Below are 21900 nucleotides of genomic sequence, written 5' to 3'. Positions count from 1 at the left end.
ACGTCGCCATCGGACTTGGCCGCGCCCTCATTGAACTTCGCCGGAAGAGGCATCTCCGGGGGAACATGGTCCGGGCCACTCACACAGCCCGTGAGGACGGCTAATCCGGCAAGAATTGCTAAACGGCGCATGAAATCTCCCTCGGCGAAGACCGCAGGGCGGTTCGCTAACAAACTATTATCGCTTATGGTTAATTTTTGCTTTCCATGGCGTGCCGCAACTTCGCATGGCAAACTTCGCGAGGAAGGGGTTCGGCGCGCCCGGAAGGAGTTTGCAAAGCGCTTGGCGGCAAGAGTTCGCCAACTATCGAATGGCAGCTATGCATCGATAGCATTGAATTCAAATAAATAGGATGTTATCTAATTCCATGACAACGAAGATGAAGAAAAGCTGGACCGAGTTCGCACCGTTGCTGATGATCTGCGGGCGTGGATGGCGCCGTGCGCTGAACGCCGTTTTGACCGACCACAAGCTTTCCGACGCCAGCGCAGCGCCGCTCATCGCGCTGATACGCCACGGCGACCGGATACCGCAGAACGTGCTGGCCGAACGGGTCGGGGTGGAAGGCCCGACGCTGGTGCGCGTGCTCGACAGCCTGGAGAATGACGGCCTGATCTGCCGGGTCGCCGACGAGGCGGACCGCAGGATCAAGCTGGTGCAGCTTACCGGGGAGGGCACAGCGGTCGCCGAGCGCGCCGAGCGTTGCGCGGCACAGTTGCGAGAGCAGATCCTTGGCGATCTCGACCCCGACCAGGTCGATGCCGCGCTCGAGGTTTTGCGCGCGGTCGCGGATAGAACCGCGGCGATAACCGGAACGCAGGATAATGACGACTAGCCATAATACGATCACCCCAAGCATTTGGGATGTCGTTTTCTCCATCAAGACCTTCGTCGCGGCGATGCTGGCGCTTCTGATCGCGCTCTGCTTCGATCTGACGAACCCGTACTGGGCGGTCGGCACGGTCTATATCGTGGCGCACCCGCTGTCGGGCGCGAGCACGTCGAAGGCGATCTATCGCCTGATCGGCACCGCTGTCGGCGGCGCGATGACCATCATCCTTGTGCCCAATCTCGTCGACGCGCCCGAGCTCTTGACGCTGGCGATCGCCTTGTGGATGGCCTTCTGTCTCGGCGTCAGCCTGCTCGACCGCACACCGCGCAGCTATTCCTTCATGCTGGCCGGCTACACGACCGCGCTCACCGGTTTTCCGATCGTCGCGAGCCCGGAGACGGCCTTTACCTATCCCGTCGCCCGGGTCGAGGAAATCGCGCTCGGCATCATCTGCGCGGCGCTCGTCAGCCGCCTGGTCTTTCCGCGCCATGCCGGGCCTGTGCTGGCGGCGCGCATCGACAGCTGGGTTCGCGATGTGGCCGCCCTTGCCATCAGCACGCTCAACAGCAACGACAAGGGCGACGCGCTGCAGGCCGCCGCCCGCAAGCTTGCGGCCGACGCCGTCGATCTGCACAGCTTCACCACGCATGTCGCCTACGACACATCTGGGCTGCGCGACATGGTCGGACGTACGCGCACGCTGCAGCAGCGCATGGTCGCCATGCTGCCCGTCGTCTCCGGCCTCGCCGATCTTCTGAATGCCTTCCGCAAGGCGACCGACGGCAAGCTCACCGCATCGGCCAACGAACTGATCGGCCGCGTGACCGAACTTCTGTCCAACGAGGCTTCCTATGGCGAGACCGAGCGGCAGGAAATCCTGGCGCTGATGGAAAAAACCGAGAAGGAGGGCCGCGAGCAGCAGGAATGGATCGGCCTTCTCGCCCATAATTTCACCTCCCGCCTGCGCGACCTCCTGCAAATCTGGAGCGACTGCCTGGCGCTGCGCGAAGACATCGAAACCGGCGGCCGTCGCGAGTTGCGCTGGCAGCGGTTCGGCACGCTCTTCGACCGCGCGCCGATTCACCGCGACTACGGCATGGCGATCCATTCGGGTCTTGCCGTGATGCTGGCGACCTTTGTCGCGTCGGCACTCTGGATACTCACCGGCTGGCCGCAGGGCGGTGCCGCCGCCATGATGGCGGGCGTGCTCTGCTGCATCTTCGCGACGATGGACGATCCGGCGCCGATGATGCTAAAGTTCGTCTATGTGTCGATCTTCACGGTCGCCGTGGCCTTCGTCTTCCAGTTCGGGCTGATGCCACTCCTTCACGGCTACCTGTCGCTCGCCGCAGCCCTGGGCCTGGTGCTCATTCCGGCCGGCATGCTGATGTCGAAGCCTTCGCTGATGATCTATGGCCTGGGTTTCGGCGTCAACTTTCCGAACATGCTTGCCCTGCAGGACCGCTTGAACCTCGACCTGAGCTCGTTCCTCAATTCCAACATCGCGATGGTGGTCGGCCTGGCCATTGCCTGCGGCACCACGGTGCTGGTGCGCTCGGTCGGCGCCGAGTGGACGGCCTATCGCGTGCTGCGCGCCGGCTGGGCGGATATCGTCGCCGTTGCGCGCAAGTCGGACGCGCCCGACTTCGCAAGGCTGCTCTACCGGATGGTGGATCGCTTCGGTCTGGTCGCTCCGCGGCTGGCGCAGGTCCCCGTCGAATCCGCCGTCGCCCAGAACGATCTATTGGGCGATCTGCGCAATGGCCTGAACACGATGGAGCTGCAGCGCCACCGGCAGCTCTTGACCCGGGACAGCCGCGCGGATGTCGACGAGGTTCTGTCGGGCATTGCCGGCTTCTATCGGCACAAGCAGAAACATGGCCACGCCCAGCCGGGCGAAGGCCTGTTGAAGGCAATCGATACGTCGCTGGTCGACCTTATCAACCAAAACCCGTCATCGGCCGTCGAGGGCGCACGCCGGGCCATCACGTCGCTTCGCTACAATCTCTACCCGGATGCGCGCTTCGTGATGCCCGACGCGACCATTCAGGCCGGCGGACAACAAGCAAAGGAGAACGCGGCATGAGACCGGAACTCAATCTTTACGGCGTCTTCATACCCACGCTGGCGGCAATCGCCGTTGCGGCATTCTTCCTCAACTCCATCCTGCGGCGGATCCTGGCTTTCATCGGATTCTATCGTCTCGTGTGGCATCGGCCACTCTTCGATACGGCCATGTATTTCTGCCTGCTCGGCGCGCTGGCGCTGTCTTTGAACAAGGTGTCATTATGAAATCGCTTCTTGCTTATTCCGGCCGTTTCCTGCTGACCGGCGTCGTCGTGGCGCTGGCGGGCGTGCTGGGCTGGCAGCTCTGGGACTACTATATGAACGATCCATGGACGCGTGACGGCAAGGTCCGCGCCGATGTCGTTCATCTGGCTTCCGACGTGTCCGGCATCGTCAGCGAAGTCGACGCGGTCGACAACCAGACGGTCAAGAAAGGCGACGTGATCTTCCGTATCGACCAGGCGCGGTTCGCGCTGGCGCTGCGCCAGGCCGAGGCCCAGATGGAGAGCAGCAAGGCCGCGCTCGACATGGCCCGCAGCGATCTCGATCTCTACCGCAGGCTCGGCGACAACTCGGTTACCCGCCAGAAGATCCAGCAGGCGCAGACCACGGTCCAGCAGGACGAGGCGACCTACAATCAGGCCGTCATCAGCCGCGACACCGCGCAGCTCAATCTCGACCGCTCGGTCGTGCGCGCACCCGTCAACGGCGTGCTCACCAACTTCTCGATGCGTCCCGGCAATTACGTGACGGCTGGAAGTGCCGTGACGGCGCTGATCGATACCGATTCCTATTACATCTCCGGCTATTTCGAGGAAAACAAGCTCGATCGCATCAAGGTCGGCGATGAGGCGCTGGTCTATCTGATGGGCAGCGAAAAGCCGCTCAAGGGTCGCGTCAGCGGCGTCGCCAGCGGCATCGAGGACCGTGAACGCAGCGATACCGGCGCGCAGCTCGCCAATGTCACGCCGACCTTCACCTGGGTTCGCCTGGCGCAGCGCGTGCCGGTGCGGGTGACGCTCGACGGAACGCCCGGCGGAACGGCGCTGGTGGCCGGACGCACGGCGAGCGTGACGATCATCGAGTGAAAACCCAGCAATCGCGTGAGGCAGTCGGTTCGGCGCCTTTGTCGTGATCCAACACGTTACGGCCCACTGGTCCTTCAAGGGCCGTGACGAGGCATGCGCGGATTAGCCCGTCCGCGCATGCCTGACCTGTTCATGCTTCTTCCCACGCTATGCCGGTGCCGTCGTCGTTGAAATTAGACCTCGCAAAGCAATTCGCCAGACACTAAAACAGCGGATCAATGAAGCGGCTCTCCCTTGGAGGCGAGGCAAGCCGGCTTATGTCGACAATGGGGAGTTTTCGATGGATCTTTCAGACTGGAAGGGCGTGGAGCGCCCTCAGCGTGTCGCTCTCGAGGGACGCTATGTCAGGCTCGAGCCGCTCGACGCCGGCCGCCATGGGCGCGACCTGCTTGCTTCGGCGCAGCAGCCCGGCGCCGACGACCGCTTCCGCTATCTCTTCGAGGACACCCCCGCCGACATGGCAGCGTTCACCGCGTGGCTGGAGAAGGCCGAAGCATCGCCCGATCCGATGTTCTTCGCCGTCATCGACAAGCGTACCGGCCGGGCCGAGGGTCGCCAGGCGCTGATGCGCATCGATGCGGCGCATGGCGTGATCGAGATCGGCAACATATTGTGGGGACCGGCGATCGCCCGCTCACGGGTCACCACCGAGGCGCTCTTTCTCTTCGCGAAACTGGCCTTCGACACGCTCGGCTACCGCCGTTTCGAGTGGAAGTGTAACAATCTGAACGAACCGTCGAAGAAGGCCGCCGAACGTTTCGGCTTCACTTTCGAAGGCGTGTTCCGCCAGCATATGGTCGCCAAGGGCAAGAACCGCGATACGGCTTGGTTCGCGATGATCGATGCCGATTGGCCGAGGCTGAAGGCCGGCTACGAGGCATGGCTCGATCCCGACAATTTCGACGATGCCGGGCAGCAGAAGCGCAAGCTGCGCTTCGATTGAGGTCTCGCTGACGACTTCGAGCGCTTGTTGAACGATCTTCCGACGTGATTCCGCAAGTCGCGGCAATGCATTGATATTATGAAGCTATTTTCGACGTATGCGGCGGCCGGGCATGCTGGCCGCCGCATCCCTATCAGACGGCGATGCGCCGCGCGGCCTTGTCGGAGGCCTTGCGATCGTCGCCGTGCTCTTCGATGATTTGCTGGGCGTCCTCGACCGAAATGCGGTGCTTCTTGGCAAGCGTGACCGCATCATAGGGTCCTTCGGACGCAGCCGTGTGTTTGGCTTGAGCCATCCTTTGTCTCCAATCGATTGTGTGGGTTTGCGCGGAAGGCGGATCGCGATCGGTCGCGAGGTCTGCTCCGTGGTCCGGACATATATGGGGATTGGGAAGCCTGCGTTCCAGAGAGGGCTACTTGGAGCGAATTTGATTGACCTGTCATGGAACCCATCGAGTCCCGCAGGTGTTTCCTGCCAAAGGAGACTTTGCATGGAAAAAAAGACTGGCGTGAAAAAGAAGTCGAAGCCGCCCATCGTCGAAGTCGCGGTCACATCCGAGGAAGGGCGCGTGGCCGTCGGTATCATGAACGCCGAGCAGGCGCTCGAGCTTGCCGATAGCGTCGATGTCGAGGTGTCGCATCCCGATCACGAGGCGGGGGAGACCGATGTCTTCATCCCGGCCGAAGAGTTGCGAGAGCATCCGGCTGTCGCCGCGTCTTCGGCTGCGTCGATAAAGACGAGCGAGGCCGGGAGTGGCAAGAGCCGCAAGCCGCAGGGACTGGAGACGGAGGACGCGTTGCGGGAGCATCTGGCTGCTCTTGAGGCCGACGCGCCCGCCGAAGACGACCCGCAGAGGCCGCCGGCCGACTATGTGCTCGACGATGACGGTGTGAACGCCGATGACATGCTCGACGAGGAAGGATCGCTGCGGCGACTTCAGGAAGAGGTCGACAATCTGCGCGCCCGACTTCACGTCATCCGCGAGCAGGCGGGAACCGTCGTCAGCGCCAATGCCAGATGGGCGGATGCGAGCGCGCATGAACAGCTCGGCGCCTACCCATGGGCAAAGCTTGCCGGCGCCATGGCCTTGACCTTCGTGGCGACCAGACTGCTTCGGCGCTTGCCGCTCGGCGCGGTCGCCACCGCGGCCCTGCCGCTGGCGGCGGCCGAGATGCGCCGGCGCTACGACCGGTAGCGATGTGCTTCGCGATCCTGACCAGCGTGCCGGTCAGGGTCGAAGCAGCGGAACATGCGGGGCGGCGGTTTCGGGGATATGGCCGGAGAGGCGCGGATCGTCGACCACCTCGACCAGGAAGCCATAGGGCTTGAAGCCGGCCTTCTGGTAGAAGGAGATGGCCGACGGGTGATCGAAGTGGCAGGTGTGCAGCCAGAAGCGGTTGATCGGCCGCGCCCATGCGCGGGCCACCGCCTGCGTGATCAAAAGCTTGCCGGCGCCCTGGCCGATCGCATCGGCAACGAGGCCGCAGAAGACCAGCTCGCATTCGCCGGGCTGGCGAAAGTCGAGTTCGAGCAGCCCGATGCGGCGGCCTTCCTCTGACAGGATCACGTAAATCTCGACATCCGGATGATGGAGGATCGCCCCGAGCTCGTCGTCGTCCATGATCAGTCGCGACAGCCAGAGCCAGTTCTCGCCCACCTCGCGAAACAGCCGGCGATAGTCGTCGAGCGCGGGCGCCCGCCAGCGTTCGAAACGCAGGGCGCCCGACGCCGGCACGTTCACCTCCGGCCTTTCACGCATTTCCAGGCAGGTCACGACATTGGCGAGCTTGCCTCGGGGGAGTTCGGAATAGCCCATCGGCAGCGGCGGATTGGTCTTCATGAAAGGCGTCCTTGGTCTTCGTCGGTCGATGCCCGCACACGGCGGGCCCGCATGCGCCAGTGGGCCACGAAATACGGCCCAGGCGATCTGGCCCGGACGGTGCGGCCCAAGCGGTGCGGCCCGGGCGGTGTGGCCCGGCTCTGGCCATGCGATCCGATCCCGCGATCCGGCTCAAACGATCTCGCATTGCCGCCCGGCGGTTGGCAATACTATTTTCAGCGATCCACTTCCCTTCCTCGGGCTTTCGGCCTTACACTCTTCTCCATCTCCCGCTGGATGAATGCTCATGCTGTGCAACAGGACAGTATCGCTCACATCATTCGTGGTCGCCGCCACGGTCGCCAGCCAGGCGCTCCCGCTATTGGCGCAGGAGAAGGGAGCGCGCCTCACGCCGCCGGGCCCGATGGTTTCCGTGCGCGATGTCATCAAGCCCAACCCGCACGACGGCGCGCTCGCAGCGCCCGTTTTATCCGATACCTGGTGGATGCGGATGGCCGAAGGTCAAGAGCGCGTGCGGCCGGCCACGCGCGGCGGCGGCGGTGGCCGCGCGGCAGCGGATGGCAAGACGCCGTGAAGGGACTGAAAGCTTGGGGACTGTTTTTGAGAGAAAATGGCGCACCCGACAGGATTCGAACCTGTGACCTTTGGAAACGGAATTGGAAGACTATGGTTATAATGCATTGTTTTTGCAGGCCTGTTTCATGCGCCGCGCTGGAGCTGTGCTACCTCGATGAATCCTCTAAAATACTGAGGTTATTTTAGTGCCCGCCAGCAAAGTATCCCCAACTCGGGGCATTGTTCGGGCTGCTCTGCAATCGTCCGCCACTTTGAGCCCATAAACATCTTTTCCGAGAGCCAGAATCAGACCGTTCAGCTAATCAGGTGATCTTAAGGTCCGAATTGATTCTTTATCTGGGAAAAGGCGCTATGAACGTTGCTGAGGTTGAGTTCAAGCTGAAGGACATTGCTGAGGCCGTATACAATCCCGGCACGTTCATCTTTGAATTCATTGAGGCGTATGGCGCCGCTAAGCCTATTCCGCGTGCGACAATCGCGAAGCTGAAGCAGGGCTCGTTAAACAAAGCGGACACGAAGGGTGATCTCTTGTGGCCCAAGAAGCTGCATTTTCGCCCAGCAGCGAAAGGTCAGGCTGGTCCTGCCTTGGACGCATTAATCACTGCGCCGATAGCTAAGAAGCACTCTCCGCGATTTCTAGTTACGACCGACGGTGAGGATTTGCTCGCGCTTGATACAAAACTCGATGAGACGCTGACAATAAAGTTCACTTCGCTCAACGAGCGTTTTGATTTCTTCCTGCCTCTCGCGGGCGTAGAGCGGTATCAGGGCGTGGCCGACAGCCCCGCCGACATTAAAGCTGCTGGTCGCCTCGCCAAGTTTTATGATGCGATTCTGTCCGCTAACCCGGATTGGACCAATCATCAAAAGGTTCACGAACTAAATCTATTCCTGACGCGGATGTTGTTCTGCATGTTTGCGCAGAGCACCCAAATCCTTCCTAAGGACTCGTTTTCCCGCACCCTTAACGATTTCACCACCCTCGACGGAAATGATGTCCAAGCTGTCCTCCAGGCCGCGTTCGATGCGATGAACTTGAAGGGTGACGAGCGTCAAGGGATTCCCGAGTTCGCCAAACGGTTCCCGTATGTCAATGGTGGCCTGTTTCGTGACAAGACGCCGGTACCGAGATTCGACAGGCTGGCTCGCCGCATCCTCATAGATGCGGCAAAACTCAATTGGGCTGAAATCAACCCCGATATTTTCGGATCGATGATTCAGGCTGTGGTCAAGCCGGAGTTGAGGGGCGACCTGGGCCTGCACTACACCTCCGTGCCAAACATCATGAAGGTGCTGAAGCCGCTCTTTCTTGATAGCCTAGAAAACGAACTGGTGCTCGCTGCCGAAAATGTGCGCAAACTTGAAGCCCTTCTGACCCGAATTAGAAGAATTCGTGTCTTTGATCCCGCTTGTGGCTCCGGAAATTTCCTGATCATCGCTTACAAAGAACTTTGCCGTTTAGAGCGACGGGTATTCCAGCAACTGCGGCAGCATCAGCGGCAGTTCAAGCTACCTATGTCAGAGGTGCAGCTTTCGAGCTTTCTTGGCATCGAGATCGAGGATTTCGCCGTCGAAACCGCGAAGCTTTCGCTTTACGTTGCTCAGCATCAGATGAACCTTGAGTTCGAGAAGGATTTCATGGTCCGCCCCCCAGCACTTCCTTTGCGTGATAGCGGCCGGGTGATCCATGGCAATGCAACTAGGCTGGACTGGAGTGTCATCTGCTTGCCGGATAAAGATGCGGAGACGTATATCGTCGGAAATCCTCCTTACTTGGGCGGAAAGAAAATCACAGCCGAACAGTCTGAAGATATGGAGTTTAGCGGCCTCGGTAAGTTGAAGCAGCTCGATTACGTCGCATGTTGGATGTTAAAAGCCGGCCGCTACATATCTGAGCACGGGGGGAAATACTCGTTAGTAGCAACTAGCTCTATTTGCCAAGGTGAGCAGGTCCACCTTATGTGGCCGGAAATTGCTGCGCTTGGATTGAAAATAGAGTTTATATATACGCCATTCATGTGGAAGAATAGTGCAAAACTAAATGCAACCGTTGCCTGTGTAATTGTCGGAATATCGCGAGAGAAAGATATCGCAAAGAGAACGATTTATGGGCCTGACTTTCAAAAGGAAGCGAAAAACATAAATCCGTACATGATTGATTTTGAAGATTTATATGTGAAGCCAAGATCAATGCCACTTTCCGACGTTCCGGCAATGTCAATGGGGAGTAATCCAGTAGATGGTAAGCACCTCATCGTCGAGGGCGTAGACTACTCGCGGTTGGCAAAGGAAAACCCGGAAGCTACAGCGTTTATCAAGCCCTACATGGGAGGCGATGAATTTCTTTACGACGAGAAGCGGTTTTGTATCTGGATTCCCGATCATCAGTACACTGATGCGGTAGAAATTCCCTTTATTAGAGATCGTGTCGAGGCTTGCCGAGCCTATCGATCCACTGCTGGCAGAGATGCGAGACGAGCGTCAGCCTTTCCCCATCGTTTTTGTTATTCGACCTTTCAAGATAAGCCGTTCTTGATAGTTCCGAATACCAGTGGTGACACACGAAGTTACATTCCGGTGGGGCTGTTCGATTCTGGTACTGTCGTCAATCACGCGGCTTTTGTGGTTTACGATGCGGAGCCACTAATTTTCTCGATCCTCAGTTCAAGCCTGCACCGTGTGTGGCTCAGTGCGGTAGGCGGACGACTGGAGATGAGATACCGATACTCGGTAAAGCTTGTATATAACGCCTTTCCCATTCCTGCCCTTTCTGACAACCAAAGATCGGAACTTGAGGAATGCGCCTGGTCGGTTATTGAAGCGCGCTCCTCTTATCCTGAAGAAAATATTGCCGCCCTTTATGACCAGGATATGCCCCAGGACCTATTGGATGCGCATCGAAACCTGGATGAGGTGATAGAAAACGTTTATGCGGGTCGACCGTTTTCCAATGACATGGAAAGGCTGGAGCATTTGTTCAAGAGGTACAAGTTAATGGTGGAAAAGGAGCAGGCTCCTCTATTGACCAAACGCAGCGCCCGTAGTCGGAGGGCGCACGCATGACAAATATGGTCACCGTTATGTATGGCCAAACAGGCGAAAGCCAAGCGATCAATTCGCGCGGCATGCGCACTATGCAAGCTCGGGCATTCGACGCCCGTAATGCTCAGTACCTACTGGTGAAAGCTCCCCCAGCATCAGGTAAGTCCCGCGCTCTCATGTTTATCGCACTGGACAAGCTGGAAAACCAGGGTGCTCGCAAGGTGATTGTTGCGGTTCCAGAACGTTCTATCGGAGCTTCGTTTCGGTCAACTAGGTTGTCCGATCAAGGATTCTTCCGCGATTGGGTTGTCGATGAACGATGGAATCTCTGCAACGCGGGTGGCAACGCGGGTAAAGTGCAAGCATTCCAAGATTTTATGGCTTCAGAAGATGAAGCTCTTGTCTGCACACATGCGACCTTGCGCTTTGCCTATGAGCGGATGGGCGCAGCGGCCTTTGAGACAAGCTTAGTTGCCATCGATGAATTCCACCACGCTTCAGCGGATGCCGATAGCCGCTTGGGTGAGGTTGTGCGTGGCCTCATGGAAAACGGCAAGCCGCACATCGTGGCGATGACGGGGTCATATTTCCGAGGCGATGCCTTACCCGTCCTGAGGGGGGAGGACGAGGAGAAGTTTACTCGCGTCACCTACACCTATTACGAGCAATTGAACGGTTATCGCGATCTTCGATCGCTCGGTATCGGCTATCATTTCTATCGCGGCCACTATGGTGATGCGATTGGCGAAATCCTCGACCCGTCTAAAAAGACGATTGTCCATATCCCTGCTGTCCAATCTGCCGCCTCAAGCGGCGACAAATATAGCGAGGTGGACCGTATTCTTGATCACTTGGGCGACTTTGTTTCGAAAGACGAAGACAGCGGAATTCAGACTGTTCGCGGAAAGGACGGCCGTCTGTTGAAGGTGGCCGATTTGGTCACAGAGGATGGCCGCGACAAGGTGGTGGCGGCTCTTCGTAATGTCACTTCGCGCGACGACATGGATATCATCATCGCCCTTGGAATGGCCAAAGAGGGGTTTGATTGGATTTGGTGTGAGCACGCGCTTACTGTAGGCTATCGCGGGTCGCTGACAGAAATTATCCAGATCATTGGCCGTGCCACGCGCGATGCGCCGGACAAGCACCATGCCCAATTCACCAATCTAATTGCTGAGCCGGATGCAGCATCTGAGGCTGTGGCGGGGGCCGTAAACAATATGCTCAAGGCGATCGCCTGCTCGCTTCTAATGGAGCAGGTGCTCGCCCCGAACTTTAATTTCCGTACCCGACGGGAAGACGACGATATTACAGGCGCGCGCCAAACGGCCGATATAATCGCAACGGGGGAGGCGGATACCATCGTCATTCGCGGTTTCCTTGAGCCAGGCTCGCCTCGCACTCAGCAGATCGTTGAGAGTGACCTCACCGATTTGACGGCTAAGATCATGCAAGATCCGGCGATCCTGCGTGCAGCAGTGAGCCCGGAGGAATTTTCGCCGGAGGTGATAAATCAAATTCTCATACCGCGTGTGATCGAACGCGAGTACCCGGATTTGACAACTGAACAAATCGAAGAGGTTCGCCAACACGTCGTAGCAAACTCAGCGTTTCGGGCGAATGCTATCGAGGTTGTTCCTCCTGATCAAAACCCGCCCGATGCGGATGGTAATCCTCAGCCGGATGTGCGTTTCATTCGCATGGCAGGAAGCTTCATCAATATTGATGACCTAGATGTCGATCTCATCGACAGCATCAATCCTTTCCAGCGAGCCTACGAGATTCTGTCAAAGAGCGTTACGGCAGATGTTCTCAAGCGCATCCACGAGGCCATTACGGCTACACGGATCGCGATGACCGAAGAAGAGGCGGTTATGCTCTGGCCAAGGATTAAGGCTTTCACACAAGAGCGGACTAGGGAGCCAAGCCTTACTAGTCCAAACCCAATGGAAAAGCGGATGGCGGAGGCTTTGGCCTTTATCCGTGAAGCGGCGCGGCGTAAAAAGGCTCAGACTGCGGCTGAAAACGCGTGAGACTCTTTTCGATGGCAAAGAAGACGCTCGATGACATCCTGTCCGAAAGTGATGAACTGGGTCTGCTCGCAAACCTGAAGCCGGTGGCCGCGCCTAGCAGTTCAGAGGATCGTCGCGTCCAGCAAAAATTTGAAGAGATCAACTCGTTTATTGATCGTTACCATCGTTTTCCCGGGCAAGTTGAGCCGGGTCAAAAGGTGACGCCAACCGAAAAAATGCTTCAATTTGCCCTGAAGGGCATTAAGGAGAACGACGCGCTAATCGAACGGTTAGCTTCTTACGACCGGCACGGCTTACTCGCAAATAAAGCATCGCCCGCTCCGTCCCCGCAGTCGATAGATGACATTCTTGCCGCTGGCGACGAACTTCTGACAACAGTGGCTGACGATATCTTTGTCTTCAATCGCGCACCGGCACCTAAAGCGGTCCCAGATCGAAAGTCCGAACGACGCCCTTGCGATGACTTTGAGTATTACAAGCCATTGTTCGACCAATGCACGATCGATCTCAAGGAAGGGGTTCGGAAGGCACGGCCCTTCGCAAACGAACAAGAAATTCGTGCAGGCGAGTTTTTCATTTTGAACGGGCAGATGCTCTATGTCGCCGCAGTTCTCGACAGACATATACGAAATGGAAAGACCAATGCCCGTCTGCGGGTCATTTTTGACAACGGCACCGAAGGGGACAACCTTCTTCGCTCACTATCGGCGGAGCTGTACAAGGACCCGAACGGGCGGCGCATAACGAAGCTTGAGGCTGATAGCGGACCGCTATTCGAACAGCCTGAGCCCAGTCGCGGCGGGTTTGCAGAGGAAGCGGGGTTGAGGGGAGAAATTTATATTGCCCGCAGTCTATCGTCGCGCCCAGAGATCGTGAAACTTAACGGCCATCTCTTCAAGATCGGCTTTACGACGGGTTCCACCGAGGCTCGGATTGCCGCAGCAAAAGACGATCCTACGTTCCTCCTTGCTCCCGCGCATCCAGTAAGAGTTTATCGGGTTTACGACATGGACACGGTTCGTTTCGAAAACTTGATACACCGATTTCTTGCTGAGGCGAGGCTTGATATCGAAATTCGAGACCGTTTTGGAAAGCCTGTTCGGCCAAGAGAGTGGTTTCTTTTACCGCTTGAAACCGTCGAGAAAGTGGTCGCGATGCTCGTAGATGGATCGATTGTGCATCATAGATACGATGGGCGAAGCGGTACGGTTATACCTTTGGTAAAGTAAATAGACTGGCAATATATAGTTTGTTTCGTTATCATTCGAGTTCTAAGAATAGTGGATAACTTATTTTATTGTTCTCGCCTTAAGGACGCTTGGGTACTTATAGAACGCGAGTTCGAAGCATTATTGTGTGCCCCAGGTGTCGCCTGGCGCGATGCCCACCCCCCACGTACGTCTGGAATCTATGCCTTTGTAGAGAATGAGAGCATCGTCTACGTTGGAGAAGCCAAAGGAAGCGGTGGTCTCTGGGATCGGATCATGCGGAAGCACATGTCCGGTGATGACAAGCATGCCTTGCAGCGAGCTTTCCAAGAACGTTATCCAAATCGTCGCGATCGCCGTTTTTATATGTCCGAATTTCTCAAAATTAAGTGGGTGGAAATTCCAGATCCCCGGCGGGTATCCGCTGTAGAGAGTTTGGCAATCATGGTTTTGGATCCGATTTATAACCGCAGGAAATAACGCCGCTATGTCATCGGAGTGAGCTTCCGTCGCGTCGTGCGCCTAGCCTGTGACGATTGACGGCCTCAAGCCTGTGCTTGAGCCTTTCTGCTTATGCCGACTGTCCGGTCGAAACTGAGTGGCACTTCAGTGGCTGATGGATCAGGCTGTGTTGGATGCCAGCGAAACTGGCTTAGAAACCGGGTGAAGCCAACCTCACAAAACACACAAATTCTGATATCTCGTACAAGTCGCGTTTTTTCCGATCCTTCCTCTCCACGTCATGCGCTTCTGCAAGTAGACACTCGCCTAAGAATTGCTGGGGCTTTCTTTTATCGGTGGAATCGCGCAAATATATGTTCAGTGTTTGTTCGATTAAATCCTTTGATACGAGACAGTCGCTTGGCAAGCAGTGATCCCGCTTTCGAAAACATCTCGACAGAGATCAAGCGTGCTGTACCGGGCCGGCTACGATCGCTGCTTCGGGGACAGCCTGAGCCTATCCTTCTGTTGGGAGCGGGCGCATCCATCTCATCAGGAATCCCAGCTGCCGGTGAAGCTGTCGAGAGAATCGCTAAATGGCGCTGGTGCCTAGACAACGATCGCCTACCGAACGACCCAAGCGTCCGCCGTGCGGATTATTGGCCCTGGTTGACCGAACAGCCTTGGTTCTCAGCAGATGGCCACCTTGCAGAGCTTTACCCAGACGCTGTCAAACACCTGTTGAACGTTGCAAACGACCGGCGCGTCTTCTTCGAGGATATGATCCACCCACCTGTGCATCCTAATCGGGGCTACAGAGGTCTTGCCAACATACTGCACCAGGGCTGGATAACGACCGTCCTCACGACAAACTTCGACGAATGCCTCCAGAACGCCCGCGTGCTGGCGACGCGGCCCCACCATCTGGTGGCGATCAAGACACCGTCGGACTTGGTGCGTTTCTCTTCTGCGCCGGAAAACCCACAACTTGTTTATCTGCACGGTTCGGTTGAACATCTAACTGACAAAAATCTAGCGATCGACGTCCAAAACATGGACGATGAGATCGTCGAGCGAGTGCGGCCGCTGCTTCGTGATCATCCCATTATCGTCGTCGGCTATCGTGGCGCTGAACCTTCGGTAATGCGCGGCCTCTTCCTTGACAATATCGGCTACACCAGCAAATTTTATCACGGGATCTACTGGTGCGTGTTGGATCGAGAGGTTGATTCACCGATGCCACCTATGGTCTCGGAGCTCGCATCGGCTATCGGTGGTAATTTCACCAAGGTGCCAATTTCGGGCTTTGACGATCTTTTCGAGATTGAATTATACAATCGTTTGGTGGCGGAGGGCGCGCAACCGACCCGCCGCAGCCACGGCTATAGGCCGCCCGAGTTGCCGGTTGACATGACCGCGATGGGCGGCGGGCTTCTCGATGGCATCGATCGCATCTTGCTTTTCACACGCCTCCGTGAGTATGCGGCCGTGCTAAACAATTGGGCGCCTGACTCCTATGAGGAAGACTGGACGCTCCGGATCGCAACCACTTTTAACCTGCTCGTCGCCAATGACGATGCGACCGTTCCGACGGTGGCGGGTTGGCTACTGTTTTCCAACGATCCGACCTTGCTGATACCTAGCGCATATGTACGCTTCCGTGCGATTGGGCCCGCAAAGTGGCTGCGGCAATGCCTGGGCGAAGACATCGATCTCCTACACGAATCTAACGAGGAAAGCTCTCTGGTCGAAGTGGAGATCCGGGGCAATCTGTGGTCGCAGCTCGACCAACTCACCGAACTGCTGTCGCGCGTCAACCGGCAGTTTCGCCTGAAGCAAGAGGTGTCGCGGCAGGTCCGCTCCTACAGCCCATTGGCGCTGAAGGAAATGATCGTGAATGCGCTGGTCCATCGGGACTATGCCTGCCCTGATCCGGTAGAGATCTTGGTAATGCCCGAGAGGATCGTCACCCGGAGCCCCGGTGGCCTTGTCGATACAGTCGCGGCGCAGATTTACGACCAAGAACTTCAGGCGCTCATCAAGGCCGGCCGGCGCAGCATCAAGGGCTACCGGAATCCAGTCATATCTGATCTCTTTTACGGTGGCGGCCAGATGGACCATACGGGATCTGGTCTCTCGGATATGTGGAAGGAAACCATCAACAACAATGGCGACGTGGATTTTGGACCAGGAGACGAGAACAAGGCGTTTACTGTCGAGATCCGGGCGCGGCCGGAAGCCGTAGACGAGATCACCAATACCGCCATTGCGGATGAATCGCAGGTTACACGCTTCACCACAAACCTTCTGCCCATCCATACGATGCCTGGTCGAATCTGGCATGCTGGGACGACTGAGACTTACACTGGGGGGCTTTTTCGATCCGCTGGTGATCTCCCGGTCCCGCCCGGACACGTGCAGGATGGCCGTTTCTACACGCTTTACGATCTGAATGAAATCACCGACGCGCTCGTGACGCCGTTCGACCCGGGGGATATCGAGGCGGTCACGCTCGAAGAGCTCAAGGACCTTCCCAATGGCGAGAATATCCTAATCAAACTTCTCGTTGATGCTGTGCTCGGACATTGCCGGGCGCTTGGGATGCAGATCGACTTTAAGCGGAAGCGCGTCCATTTTCCGCGTCTTGAGGAAGAGCAAGAGCGCCGGATCACGTACAAAGCGCGTTACAAGCGTGCTACGAGAACGGTGGTCAAGGCCCGAGTCAAAAGGGAGTCAAGAGAGGTCTCCTATTACGAGCACAAGGCGCTTTCGATTTCTGTCGCTCCCTATGGCGGCGAGTGGTGCGTTATCCTCTCACCGGGGTATGCGTTCACGCGAAACGGATTTGGTCGGCTAATCGGCAACGAGCTCATCAACAGCCTATCGACACGCCGTGCTGCGAAGGACTTCAACTCAAGCGTTCACAATGATCTTGCTTTCTGGCAAGCCATGTTGGCAGAACAGACGGAGGGACTGTTCTCGCTCCAGTCAGATGTGGGCGATGACTTGTCCCGGTTCGCTCCTGTTATCGTCATGACCAACCAGCTTCCCGGTGCCTCTTTGAACTCCAACGCCTTTGACGAACTTGCAGTTGTCCAAAGCGACCCGGATGAGCTCGATGATCTCGATAGAGAGCTCTCAGCATTGGCCGACATGGTCGAGCTAGACGATCGTCAGGAGCTTGATCCGGCGAGTGCATCTCAGCGGGCTGGCGACGATGACTGAGCTGTCGCTCTTTGAGCTTCGCCCGCCTCCTCTGCAATTCGGTGGAGCCGCATCCACGTCCGATCCCAAATCGGGCCTCGATAGCGCGGGCCCATTCGATCTCAGGTTCGGAGCGGCCCGAAAGGATGCGGTCCATGTCGGTATGATCGGTCCCGCCGACATGATCGACAATGCCCAGAAATGGCTGACCCGCTGCGCGGCCGGAATACCGGCACTCGGCCCGGCCACGTCGCTGCGACGGCCGTTCCCGGGATTTTCGGAGGTATTCCGCAAGAAGCTGATCTATTCGGCACACCTCTCTATCGCGTTGACTGACGTGGGCGATGATCCAATCGAGCGAGCGCTTGAGGGTACCGACGCGTTTATGCGCTTTCAATCGATTGTCGATCTCTACGATGCGGGCCTTCAGCGTCTTGCTGGTCGAGACGTGAACCGTCCTGATGTCGTGTTGGTCTGCCTACCACAGAGCGTGCTCGACAAATGCAGAACCGTAGAACGCCAAAACACAGACGTTGAGCGAGAGCGGGCAAAGGCGATCCGGAAGGCCCGTGCCAGTCGGCAGACCGATTTCTTCGACCTGCTAGATGAAGTCGAGGAAAACGCGGATGATTTTCTCAAACGCGATCTGCGTCATGCACTCAAGGCTAGGGCTCTGGCGGCGCGGCTGCCGATCCAACTCGTCACACCGCGGCTGCTTGAGGACGGGCCGAAGAGCGAGGATCCTGCCACCCGCGCCTGGAATTTTTCGGTTGGCTTATATTACAAGGCAGGCGGTGTGCCTTGGCGGTTGAACCCTCCCGGACCGGAAACTTGCTTCGTAGGGATAAGCTTCCATCATTACCGGACGAAGCAGCGCCACGTGGTGCAATCGAGCCTCGCCCAAGCATTCTCCAGCGAAGGCGAAGGCTTCGCGATCCGGGGCACAGGCGTACCCGCCGAGGCAGATCAGCGCCTGAATGTACATCTTTCCGAAGATCAAGCTTATGACCTCGGTGAGCGCATCATCGCAGAGTATGGGGCGCGTACGGGGCGCTCTCCGCTACGATTGGTGATCCACAAGACCAGTCAGTTCGACCAGGCGGAGATCAGGGGCTTTCGCGCGGCACTTGGAGACATTCCGATTGTCAGTCTCGTGACAATGATTCCAAGCGTATTCCGCCTGGTACGCTTCGGCATGTATCCGCCAAAAGTCGGCACGATCTGCACGGTGAACAGCGCGCGGACGTTTCTCTACACATCCGGATATATTCCAGAGATAGAGACTTATCCCGGCCCGCATATCCCTCAGCCATTCGAAGTGCGCTCGATTGGTCCGGAGGACCCCTTGTCTGCGGCAACTGACATCTTCAACTTAACACGGATGAACTGGAACACGGCAGATATTCGAGGAAAGTGGCCTGTAACGCTTTCTTTTGCTCGACGGGTCGGTGGGATTCTTAATGAATATGGAGAGCAAGATCCCGACGAAACTTCATTTCGATATTTCGTCTAACGAAATCTGTTTCACCGATTAGATCCTTAGGCTCCATGAATCTGGCAGCGTTGTACAACATCCGCGCCGTTTGGTATCGAGAGCCATCAGCCTGGACACCCCAGAGCTGCTTTTCCGCACCGGTCCAGATATCCGCCTCTTTTTTGAACAAAGCGATATTTGCTTTTCGCGGGGTAAATGCATCCTCACAGCTCACCAAGTATAAAACATAAGAAAATATGTATTTTCTTATGTATCGGCGTTTTTTGTCGTTAACCGGCTGAAATAACAGAGCAATCTTCGGACTATTATGGACGCTCGCCCTTTCGCGTCATCGGCAACATAACGAATAGCGAATAAATGCTGTTTTTTATGAGGTTCGATTGAAACAGGCACGAGTACTTAACGATGCGGAAATCAGACGGCTGCTAGCCGTAGTGTCGCAGACCAAGCACGCCGGGCGCAACCGACTGGCGCTGATGCTATCGCATTTTGCGGGGCTGCGCGTGGGCGAGATTGCGGCGTTGATAGTCCGCGACGTTATCGACAGCGATGGTACGGTTCGCGAGCAGTTACGCCTCCGCGGAGAAGTGACCAAAGGCGGTCAGGCCCGCGTTGTCTTTCTCAATGATAAGCTTCGCCGCGAGATCGAACGACATCATGCGGAATGGAAACCGAGGCCCGAAGCCTATTCACCATTGCTGATCACGCAGCGGCGGACGGCCTTTTCCGCGAATACGCTTTGTCAGCTGATGGGGCAGATTTACAAGCTTGCCGGCCTTGATGGCGCGACCTCGCATAGCGGGAGGCGTTGGTTCATTACACGACTCGCGCATTCCGGCGTTAGCCCGAAGGTTATAATGACCCTCGCGGGCCATCGAAACCTCACTACCACTCAGCGCTATATCGACGTGCGGGACGACATGATGAAGGCCGCCGTCGATTTGCTTTGAGGTCGAACATGCTTCACCTCTTCGTTTTCATACTGGTCGTCTTGTCTACATGGGCAGGTGGTGGTTCGCTCTCCCATATATTCGGCTCGTTCTATCTGGTGATCCTCGTGGCTCTAGTTGCCATTGGCGTCGTCGCAATCCGCGTTGCCGCTTGGGCTGGGCTAGCAGCCTACTCCTGGCTGATTTTAATAGGACTTATAGGGGGCTCATACATGCTCGGGGCAACATTCCGTTTCTGGGCGCTCGACAGCGGGACATACCGCGTTACTGAAAACGTCCCGATCCGGGTGGAAGTCCTACGCAACGAAGGACAGGTGACGGGCGCCGTTCGCATCACGAATATCAACCGGGACCCGATGCTTGCCGCAGGCGTGGCATGCCGCATCTTCTACGACAATGGTGAGTCAGTCGCCAAGCTGTTCACAGGTGGCTTTGGCAGGTTGGCGCAACTGGACGCCGGGTATGGTGCGACAACCCTTGTCGTTACACCCTCCGATTTTCGTCAGTATCGGAGCGATCCTAACCTCATGCGGTGCTGGCCAACAGACGCAACGTTTGTCGAGCCACTGCCATTCAATCTTGAACTGCGCTTCGAACGGAATGAAAAGGACGGTAGGACTGATTTTTACGTGACCAATCGCGATCAGGTGCCGCTCAAGAACATCCAGTTCAATTGCGTCAACGACCGGGACGAGCCCATGAAAGTCGAAGCCTATCCGGCGTATCAGCCCAACGGCTTCAGCGACACAATTATTGCGACAGGAAAAACCGGAAAATTCGTATCAGACAGTGCGGTTTGGAAATTCCGTCAATGTCGGGTTTCCAATGCGGGGAGAGCACGTTAATCCAGCGGCTTCAACATCTCGATCAATGATCCGGTCCGCCGTAATGGTCATATCGCTTGCGCACCCGTTGGTTAGCGCCCAGCGTCCTCTCCGCACCTTGATCCCGCTAACGGCGCAGAGGACGACGTCGACCTTGGCATTCCGCTAACGGGATTTCCGTTGATACCTCTCGGGTTTTAGATTGTAGAGACTGACGTTGGCTTTCAATACTGGCCGAAACCGAACCGAATCCGCGAACTGCCCGGCACCAATCATTTGCCGAAGAAATTCCGGTCACGAACCAGCATGCCGGCGTTACTCGTCTTTGGTTCCAGATGCGCGCGCGCTTCATCGCGGTACACTCCGATCGCTTGCAATGCGGATTTCTTCGCAGCTTTGAAAGCCTTGTCGAGCTTAACCAGCTGCGTAAAATTCTGATACATGATGACCACAACGGGTGGCTTGCCATTCTCATGCCAGATGACTGCGGCGGTATAGGCGACTGGCTTGAATTTGGTGCGGCCTAATTCGTCTGTCGCCTTTTCCTTCAAAATCGCGATCTGGGGTTTCAGCAGATAGTCACGTTTTTCATCACATTCCGTATCAAAGAATTTTTCGATATCGTCGTACCAAGGCCCCCACATGCCGTCGGATTTAACCTTACTGCGGAAATCACGCGCCCGACTGTAGAAATTCGCAATCAGGATGTATTCGTCCGCTTTCGTGCTGTCGGGATGGACGAGAATGGTTAGCTTGGCTGTGTACCGGCTTTTATTTTGAACGACGCCATTATCGAAGAAGTCCACGCGTACCTTGTAGAAATCCGGGTCGAACATATCGAACGGGTCGGTATCGTCCTCGACGAGCTGCGCCTGCTCGTCGAGGAGGGTCGGGTCGTCATCGTCGGCGGGGTTGCTGTCCAGATTAGCAGATTTATCGTCCGGGGCGGATGAGCAGAGCGAAGGAGCATCGTGCTTATCTGGCGTCGTTGCGGATGCAGCGAGAGCATTACCTGTCGCAGGCAGCGCCGCGAGGGCCTTATCATCCAAGACAGGCAAGTCGGTCCTTAGGTCAGCGTCGTCATGCGCCATAGGCGCGACGCTTTTAAGGATTACATTATCATTCTTATCATTTAAAAGGGTCGCGCCTTGGACCGCGCTGGCCTTATTGTTCTTAAAAGCGTCGCGCTCTGCGAAATAATCAGTGATCTGAGAAACGTCGGCGGAATACTCCACCGGCATTGCCGTCCGGCGTCGGTTGGCTGTGAGCGCGATGAACGCCCCACCTTTTCTTTTCTGAATGCGTTCGCGAGATATGCTCCTGGATCGACGGGAGCAGAACGGAATGGCCGGAGAAG

Annotated in this window: 18 protein-coding genes; 15 read left to right on the top strand and 3 right to left on the bottom strand. The window is 56.9% G+C overall.

All coding sequences use genetic code 11. The features are described 5' to 3' along the window. Positions 1-379 precede the first annotated feature (379 nt). The 5 genes from GGQ67_RS24050 to GGQ67_RS24030 all read left to right on the top strand — a co-directional run bounded on the left by GGQ67_RS24050 (position 380) and on the right by GGQ67_RS24030 (position 4930). Positions 380-835: a MarR family winged helix-turn-helix transcriptional regulator gene (locus tag GGQ67_RS24050; RefSeq protein WP_183902632.1), complete on the top strand. Its 456-nt coding sequence runs from the start codon at positions 380-382 to the stop codon at positions 833-835. Further along, the gene (locus GGQ67_RS24045) at positions 825-2918 is read left to right on the top strand and encodes an FUSC family protein (RefSeq protein WP_183902630.1); all 2094 of its coding nucleotides are present in this window, start codon (positions 825-827) and stop codon (positions 2916-2918) included. Before GGQ67_RS24050 ends, GGQ67_RS24045 begins: the two co-directional genes overlap by 11 nt. Beyond that, the gene (locus GGQ67_RS24040; protein WP_183902629.1) at positions 2915-3124 is read left to right on the top strand and encodes a DUF1656 domain-containing protein; all 210 of its coding nucleotides are present in this window, start codon (positions 2915-2917) and stop codon (positions 3122-3124) included. The genes GGQ67_RS24045 and GGQ67_RS24040 overlap by 4 nt, the downstream gene beginning before the upstream one ends. Beyond that, positions 3121-3987, top strand: coding sequence for an efflux RND transporter periplasmic adaptor subunit (locus tag GGQ67_RS24035; RefSeq protein ID WP_183902628.1), 867 nt, complete (start codon positions 3121-3123; stop codon positions 3985-3987). Before GGQ67_RS24040 ends, GGQ67_RS24035 begins: the two co-directional genes overlap by 4 nt. Before the next feature lie 280 nt (positions 3988-4267). Further along, positions 4268-4930, top strand: coding sequence for a GNAT family N-acetyltransferase (locus GGQ67_RS24030; RefSeq protein ID WP_183902627.1), 663 nt, complete (start codon positions 4268-4270; stop codon positions 4928-4930). Between the two features lie 133 nt (positions 4931-5063). Here GGQ67_RS24030 and GGQ67_RS24025 read toward each other — a convergent pair whose 3' ends face one another. Then, positions 5064-5225 (bottom strand): hypothetical protein, encoded by a 162-nt coding sequence (locus tag GGQ67_RS24025; protein WP_183902626.1) that lies wholly within the window; start codon positions 5223-5225, stop codon positions 5064-5066. 195 nt (positions 5226-5420) lie between these two features. Between GGQ67_RS24025 and GGQ67_RS25690 the strand changes: the two genes are divergently transcribed. Next, positions 5421-6125: a hypothetical protein gene (locus GGQ67_RS25690; protein WP_425503826.1), complete on the top strand. Its 705-nt coding sequence runs from the start codon at positions 5421-5423 to the stop codon at positions 6123-6125. Positions 6126-6158: 33 nt separating this feature from the next. Here the strand turns inward: GGQ67_RS25690 and GGQ67_RS24015 are convergent, their stop codons facing one another. Then, positions 6159-6770, bottom strand: a complete 612-nt coding sequence (locus tag GGQ67_RS24015; RefSeq protein ID WP_183902625.1) for a GNAT family N-acetyltransferase — start codon at positions 6768-6770, stop codon at positions 6159-6161. Between the two features lie 286 nt (positions 6771-7056). On the opposite strand from GGQ67_RS24015, the gene GGQ67_RS24010 reads away from it, so the two are divergent. The 9 genes from GGQ67_RS24010 (at position 7057) to GGQ67_RS23970 (ending at position 20564) form a co-directional block, all read left to right on the top strand. Continuing rightward, the gene (locus GGQ67_RS24010; RefSeq protein WP_183902624.1) at positions 7057-7344 is read left to right on the top strand and encodes a hypothetical protein; all 288 of its coding nucleotides are present in this window, start codon (positions 7057-7059) and stop codon (positions 7342-7344) included. Positions 7345-7697: 353 nt separating this feature from the next. Then, a complete protein-coding gene (locus GGQ67_RS24005) occupies positions 7698-10409 on the top strand; it encodes a class I SAM-dependent DNA methyltransferase (RefSeq protein ID WP_183902623.1) in 2712 nt (903 codons plus the stop codon). Then, a complete protein-coding gene (locus tag GGQ67_RS24000; RefSeq protein ID WP_183902622.1) occupies positions 10406-12421 on the top strand; it encodes a DEAD/DEAH box helicase in 2016 nt (671 codons plus the stop codon). The genes GGQ67_RS24005 and GGQ67_RS24000 overlap by 4 nt, the downstream gene beginning before the upstream one ends. Positions 12422-12432: 11 nt before the next feature. Then, positions 12433-13650 carry a GIY-YIG nuclease family protein gene (locus tag GGQ67_RS23995; RefSeq protein ID WP_183902621.1) on the top strand — a complete coding sequence of 406 codons (1218 nt, stop codon included), beginning with the start codon at positions 12433-12435 and terminating at the stop codon, positions 13648-13650. 255 nt (positions 13651-13905) lie between these two features. Further along, entirely contained in the window at positions 13906-14109 is a 204-nt protein-coding gene (locus GGQ67_RS23990; RefSeq protein ID WP_183902620.1) for a hypothetical protein, read from the top strand. Positions 14110-14490: 381 nt separating this feature from the next. After that, positions 14491-17295 (top strand): SIR2 family protein, encoded by a 2805-nt coding sequence (locus GGQ67_RS23985; protein ID WP_210279778.1) that lies wholly within the window; start codon positions 14491-14493, stop codon positions 17293-17295. Continuing rightward, positions 17288-18787 (top strand): argonaute/piwi family protein, encoded by a 1500-nt coding sequence (locus tag GGQ67_RS23980; RefSeq protein WP_183902619.1) that lies wholly within the window; start codon positions 17288-17290, stop codon positions 18785-18787. Before GGQ67_RS23985 ends, GGQ67_RS23980 begins: the two co-directional genes overlap by 8 nt. A 362-nt stretch (positions 18788-19149) precedes the next feature. Then, the gene (locus tag GGQ67_RS23975; RefSeq protein ID WP_183902618.1) at positions 19150-19719 is read left to right on the top strand and encodes a tyrosine-type recombinase/integrase; all 570 of its coding nucleotides are present in this window, start codon (positions 19150-19152) and stop codon (positions 19717-19719) included. A gap of 8 nt (positions 19720-19727) precedes the next feature. Beyond that, a complete protein-coding gene (locus GGQ67_RS23970) occupies positions 19728-20564 on the top strand; it encodes a hypothetical protein (protein ID WP_183902617.1) in 837 nt (278 codons plus the stop codon). A 251-nt stretch (positions 20565-20815) separates the two neighbouring features. Here the strand turns inward: GGQ67_RS23970 and GGQ67_RS23965 are convergent. Continuing rightward, a partial coding sequence (locus GGQ67_RS23965; RefSeq protein ID WP_183902616.1) for a hypothetical protein occupies positions 20816-21900 on the bottom strand: 1085 nt, incomplete at its 5' end.

The sequence above is a fragment of the Rhizobium metallidurans genome, from assembly GCF_014196505.1.
Taxonomy (GTDB): domain Bacteria; phylum Pseudomonadota; class Alphaproteobacteria; order Rhizobiales; family Rhizobiaceae; genus Rhizobium; species Rhizobium metallidurans.
This window is presented reverse-complemented; position numbering and strand designations above follow the sequence as displayed.